Genomic DNA, 5,408 nt, shown 5'->3' on the forward strand with positions numbered 1-5,408 from the left:
GGCCGCGGTGGTGGTGACCGAGGCGTCGACGCTGGACGGCGCCGGTCACGCGGCGGTGCGCGGGCGATGACCCGGCTGCCGATGGCCGCCTGGATCGGCACCTCGAACTGCTGGCGCGGGATCAGCGTACGAAGCTTGGCGGCGATGGTGACGCCGTAGTTGTACGCCTTGTCCTTGTGCACGATGGCGCTGAACGCGTCCACCGGCTCGCCGTGCAGCAGGATGTCCACCTTCACCAGGTCGGACGCCTGCTCGCCGGAGGGCTCGTAGTCGAGCGACGCGTAGCCCTTGGTACGGCTCTTCAACTGGTCGAAGAAGTCGTAGATGATCTCCGCGAGGGGCAGCGTGTAGCGCAGCTCCACCCGGTCGGCGGAGAGGTAGTCCATGCCGAGCAGGGTGCCGCGCCGGCCCTGGCAGAGCTCCATCACCGCGCCCACGTAGTCGTTCGGCGTCAGCACGGTGGCCCGGACCACTGGCTCGTACACCTCGGCGATCTTGCCGGTGGGGTACTCGCTCGGGTTGGTCACGACGATCTCCGCGCCATCGTCCGTGATCGCCCGGTAGACGACGTTCGGGGCGGTGGAGATCAGGTCGAGGTTGTACTCGCGCTCCAACCGCTCCCGGATGATCTCCAGGTGGAGCAGGCCGAGGAAGCCGCAGCGGAAGCCGAACCCGAGCGCACCGGACGTCTCCGGCTCGTAGTCCAGGGCGGCGTCGTTGAGCTTGAGCTTGTCCAGGGCCTCGCGCAGGTTCGGGTAGTCGGACCCGTCGATCGGGTAGAGGCCGGAGTAGACCATCGGCTTAGGGTCCTTGTAGCCACCGAGCGGCTCGGCCGCCGGCCGGCTGTTGATGGTGACAGTGTCACCGACCCGGGACTGCCGGACGTCCTTCACGCCGGTGATCAGGTAGCCGACCTCGCCGACGCCGAGCGCCTCGGCCTTGACCATCTCGGGCGAGATGACGCCGATCTCCAGCAGCTCGTGCACGGCGCCGGTGGACATCATCTTGATCCGGTCGCGGGCGCTGATCCGGCCGTCGATGACCCGGACGTACGTGACGACACCGCGGTACACGTCGTACACCGAATCGAAGATCATCGCGCGGGCGGGCGACTCGGCCTCACCGACCGGCGGAACGAACTGCCTGACGATCTCGTCGAGCAGGTGCGGGACGCCCTCGCCGGTCTTGCCGGAGACCCGGATGCAGTCGGCGGGATCACCGCCGATGAGGTGGGCCAACTCCTCGGCGTACTTCTCCGGCTGGGCGGCCGGCAGGTCGATCTTGTTGAGCACCGGGATGATGCGCAGGTCGTTCTCGAGCGCCAGGTAGAGGTTCGCCAGGGTCTGCGCCTCGATGCCCTGCGCGGCGTCGACCAGCAGCACGGCGCCTTCGCAGGCGGCCAGCGACCGGGACACCTCGTAGGTGAAGTCGACGTGCCCCGGGGTGTCGATCATGTTGAGCACCGCGTGCTCGCCGGCCCGCTCACCCTCACGGATGGTCCAGGGCATGCGGACGGCCTGGCTCTTGATGGTGATGCCGCGCTCGCGCTCGATGTCCATCCGGTCCAGGTACTGCGCGCGCATCTGCCGGGGATCGACCACGCCGGTGAGCTGCAGCATCCGGTCGGCCAGGGTCGACTTCCCGTGGTCGATGTGGGCGATGATGCCGAAGTTCCGGATGCGACCGGGGTCGGTGGAACCAGGGGCGTTCGCGCCGGGATCGAGCTTCGGTGGCACAGCGGTCCGTTCTGGTCGGCTGACGTGAACAGGCCGGCGCGCCGCCGACCCCCTCTATGTTCCCACGCCGCCGGGGTGCGCCCACTGCGCGGGCGATGCATCGGTCCGCGGACACCTCACTCCAGGGGCGGCTCGACGAAGAGCGCGGCCAACCGGGGCAACCGCCGACGCGCCTCTTCCTCGTCGTCGAAGTCCCAGAAGTCGTTCAGGTCCGGCGTCCGCACCGGGTCACGGTCAGCGGGTAGTTCGGTGGCGGTGGCCTTGCGGTACGCGTCCCAGGGCACCGACAGCATCCGCTCGGCGGAGAACTCCTCACCACTGAGCGAGGCCGCCCGCACCTGCGGCAGTTCGGCCAGCGAGTCCGGTTCGGTGACCGCGCGGGCGAAGACCGCCCGCCCCTGGGTCATCAGCCAGCCCCGGAAGTGCTCGAAGCCGTCGGCCGAGGCGCCACCGTTGATCAGGTACGCCGCGCCCCACAGGTCCGCCTTGTGCGAGGCCGCCAGCACCCGCGTCTGGTGCCGGGCGTACCCGACGATGTCCTCCGGATCGCGCTCGGCGAGCAGGGCGACGGCCCGCGCGGCGACCGGCCCGGGCTCTCCCCCGCCGCCGGCCCGAGCCTCGTCGATCAGCTGCCAGAAGTCCTCGGTCCTCATGGCTTGGCAGTCTGGCAGTGTCGCCGCGCGTCGCGCACGCACCCCGGGGCAGCATGGTGCGGTGTCCTCTCCCTCGTTGCCGCCGGTGCCCTACCACGCGAGCGCCCAGCGGCCGTCGTGGTCGACGTTGCCGGCGACGCTGCGGGCCGCGGTCGCCGACCGGCTCGGCACGCCGGTGGTCACCGCCCGGGTCGCGGGCGCGGGCTTCACCCGCGGCTTCGCCGCGGTGCTCCACACCGCCGCCGGCGGCCGGGCCTTCGTGAAGGCGGCACCCGCCGCCGAGCAACCGCACCTGGTCGAGTGGTACGCCCGGGAAGCAGCGATCCTGGACCGGCTGCCGGCCGACCTACCGGCGCCCCGGCCCCGGTGGACGCTGTACGAGGCCGGCTGGTTCGTGCTCTGCACCGACGCCGTCGACGGCCACACCCCACGCCTGCCGTGGGTGCCCGCCGAGCTGGACGCCACCCTCGCCGGGTACGCGGAGGTCGCCGCCGCCCTGGCCGAGCCACCGGCCGAGCTGACCGCCCTCGGCCTGCCACACCTGGCCGACCTGGCCCGCTCGGACATCCTCTGGTGGGAGGAGGTCGCCGCCGGTCGGGAACCCCCGCCCCCGCTGCCCTCGTCGACCCTGGATCGGGTGCCCGACCTGGTCGCGTTGGAGTCCCTCCTCCCCCGGTACGCCGCCGAGGCGACCGGGCTGATCCACGGCGACCTGCGAGTCGACAACGTGCTGATCGGCGCGGACGGCCGAGCCTGGTTCTGCGACTGGACCTGGGTGTGTTCCGGGCCGGCCTGGTTCGACCTGGCCGGTCTGCTCCTCACCGCGTACGCCAGTGGACTCGACGCCGACCGGCTTTTCGCCACCCACCCGGCGACCGCCGGCGCACCGCCCGACGCGTTGGACGCGACCCTGGCCGCGTTGGCCGGCTATTACCTCACGGGCGCGGCGGCGGCACCGGCGACGGCTTCGCCGCACCTGCCCGCCCACCAGCGGTGGAGCGGGGAACAATCGCTCGACTGGCTGGCCCGCCGTCAGGGCTGGCGCTGACAGCGGCCCGCCTGCGACTCCGGTGGCCCGGCGGCCCCGACACCCGGCGGGCCCGGCGGCCTCGGCACCCCCGGCGGCCCCGGCCCGTGATCGACTCGGGTTCCTTGAAGTCGGTCTGTCAGCCACGGTCGGATGGCGCGGTTTCCAGGAAGCCGAGTGAATCAAGCGTTCGAGCGTTCGGATAGGCTCTCGACCCAGGACGGGCCCCGTTCGGGCCGAGCCGTTTTGGCTCGTCCCGGGCGACCTGGTAACCTGGCTCTTCGCGCGGCGGTGACGCATGTTCGTCATCCAGCGCACAAGCTGACCAACCCGAGCTATCAAGACGAGGCTGTCGCGTGGCGAACATCAAGTCCCAGATCAAGCGCAACCGGCAGAACGAAAAGGCCCGGCTGCGCAACAAGTCGGTCAAGTCGTCGCTGAAGACCGCCGTCCGGAAGTTCCACGAGGCTGCCGAGGCCGGTGACGTCGAGAAGGCGACCGCGCTCATGCTGGACGCCTCGCGCAAGCTGGACAAGGCCGTCAGCAAGGGCGTGATCCACTCCAACCAGGCCGCGAACCGCAAGTCCGCGATCGCGAAGCGCGTGGTGTCGCTCTCCGCCTGACGACTTCACCGTCAGACTGATTCGGAAAGCCCCGGGCCCAGGCCCGGGGCTTCCGTGTGTCCGCAGTCGGGCCAGCCAGGCTGGGCCTGATTGGTCGTTTCCCGGCGGCCGGGCTCAGTCTGACGGGTGGGCGCGGCGAGGGGGTGGCACCGAATCTGCGGTGATCACCACGCCGGTCACACTCTGCGAGATCCACTCCACCTGGGCTCGCCCGACCGCCGGTTCCATCTGGCGGCGGAATCGGTCCCGTTCCTGCTCGGGCACGAGCGCTGCGGAGCGGACCACGATCGCGGCCACCATGTCGTTGAGCTTGACCATCGCCGCCACCACGACGGGCAGCACCAGCACCGCCCACCAGGTGACAAGTTCGGCGAGGGCGAGCAGCACCGCCAGGGCGATGGTGCCCTCGAAGAAGAGGAAGCACAGCACGCCGCCGGGGTTGACGAACCGCAGGCCGAGGATCCGGGCGTAGAGCGGCCGGTACCGCTCCTCGTCCACTCCGATGGTGGCCCACGCCGGGCGGTTCGCCCCCGTCACCTGGTGCTGCCCTGCCGGGCCGCCGCGACGGAGAAGACCGCCCGTTCCAGTGCGTACGCCCGGTCGTCTGAGCCGCCCTTGACGGCCGCGTTGCACTCGGCGGCGACCTGCATGGCCCGGACCAGGCCCTCCGGGGTCCAACCGCGCCCCTGTCGCTGCGCCCGTTCGATCTTCCACGCGGGCATGCCGAGGCTGCTGGCCAGCTGGTACGGGTTGCCCCGCCCGGCCGACGCCACCCTGGCAACCGTGCGCACTCCGTCGGCCAGGGCGTCGGCGATGGGCACCGGGTCGACCCCGACGTGCAGGGCCCAGCGCAGCGCCTCCAACGCCGCCGGCACGTCGCCGACCATGGTGGCGTCCGCCACCGTGAAGCCGGTCACCTCGACCCGACCCCGGTAGTAGCGGGCGACAGTTTCGGCGCTGATCCGCCCGTCGGTGTCGGCGATCAGCTGGGAGCAGGCGGCGGCCAGTTCGCGGAGGTCGTTGCCAACGGCCGCGATGAGCGCCTCCGCGGCGTCGTCGGTGCACTTGCCTCCGGCTCGGCGGATCTCGTCCCGGACGAAGGCCACCCGGTCGCGGTGCCCCTTGAGCTTGACCGCCGGCACGACGGTCGCGCCGGCGGCCCGCAGCCCGTCGGCGAACGCCTTGCCCTTGGCGGCACCCAGGTGCAGCACCAGCAGTTGGACGTCCGGGTCGGGATTCTTCGCGTACGCCAGCAGCGCGGCGACCAGGTCCTTGCGCGCGTCCTGACCGGAACGCAGGATCAGCAGCCGCCGCCCACCGAACAGCGACGGGCTGAGCATCTCGGCGATCTCGCCGACGGTGAGCGCTC

Annotated in this window: 6 protein-coding genes; 2 read left to right on the forward strand and 4 right to left on the reverse strand. The window is 71.4% G+C overall.

Going from position 1 to position 5,408, the window contains the following annotated elements:
• Together lepA and ACWCO3_RS30855 are read right to left on the reverse strand one after the other, a co-directional pair.
• On the reverse strand, positions 1–1,736 hold a 1,736-nt coding region (gene lepA, locus ACWCO3_RS30850), incomplete at its 3' end, for a translation elongation factor 4 (RefSeq protein ID WP_450013393.1).
• A gap of 116 nt (positions 1,737–1,852) precedes the next feature.
• Positions 1,853–2,389: a DUF4240 domain-containing protein gene (locus ACWCO3_RS30855; protein ID WP_145779399.1), complete on the reverse strand. Its 537-nt coding sequence runs from the start codon at positions 2,387–2,389 to the stop codon at positions 1,853–1,855.
• Between the two features lie 61 nt (positions 2,390–2,450).
• Here ACWCO3_RS30855 and ACWCO3_RS30860 point away from each other — a divergent pair, with 61 nt between their 5' ends.
• The gene (locus ACWCO3_RS30860; RefSeq protein WP_145779398.1) at positions 2,451–3,437 is read left to right on the forward strand and encodes an aminoglycoside phosphotransferase family protein; all 987 of its coding nucleotides are present in this window, start codon (positions 2,451–2,453) and stop codon (positions 3,435–3,437) included.
• A 335-nt stretch (positions 3,438–3,772) separates the two neighbouring features.
• Positions 3,773–4,039 (forward strand): 30S ribosomal protein S20, encoded by a 267-nt coding sequence (gene rpsT, locus ACWCO3_RS30865; protein WP_030491765.1) that lies wholly within the window; start codon positions 3,773–3,775, stop codon positions 4,037–4,039.
• 114 nt (positions 4,040–4,153) lie between these two features.
• On the opposite strand, the gene ACWCO3_RS30870 is transcribed toward rpsT, so the two are convergent.
• Both ACWCO3_RS30870 and holA read right to left on the reverse strand, forming a co-directional pair.
• On the reverse strand, positions 4,154–4,576 hold the full coding sequence (locus ACWCO3_RS30870) for a hypothetical protein (RefSeq protein ID WP_145779397.1): 423 nt from the start codon (positions 4,574–4,576) through the stop codon (positions 4,154–4,156).
• The coding region (gene holA, locus ACWCO3_RS30875) for a DNA polymerase III subunit delta (protein ID WP_450013396.1) at positions 4,573–5,408 on the reverse strand (836 nt) is incomplete at its 5' end. The genes ACWCO3_RS30870 and holA, both read right to left, overlap by 4 nt.

This window comes from Micromonospora sp. NPDC002411, from assembly GCF_053592955.1.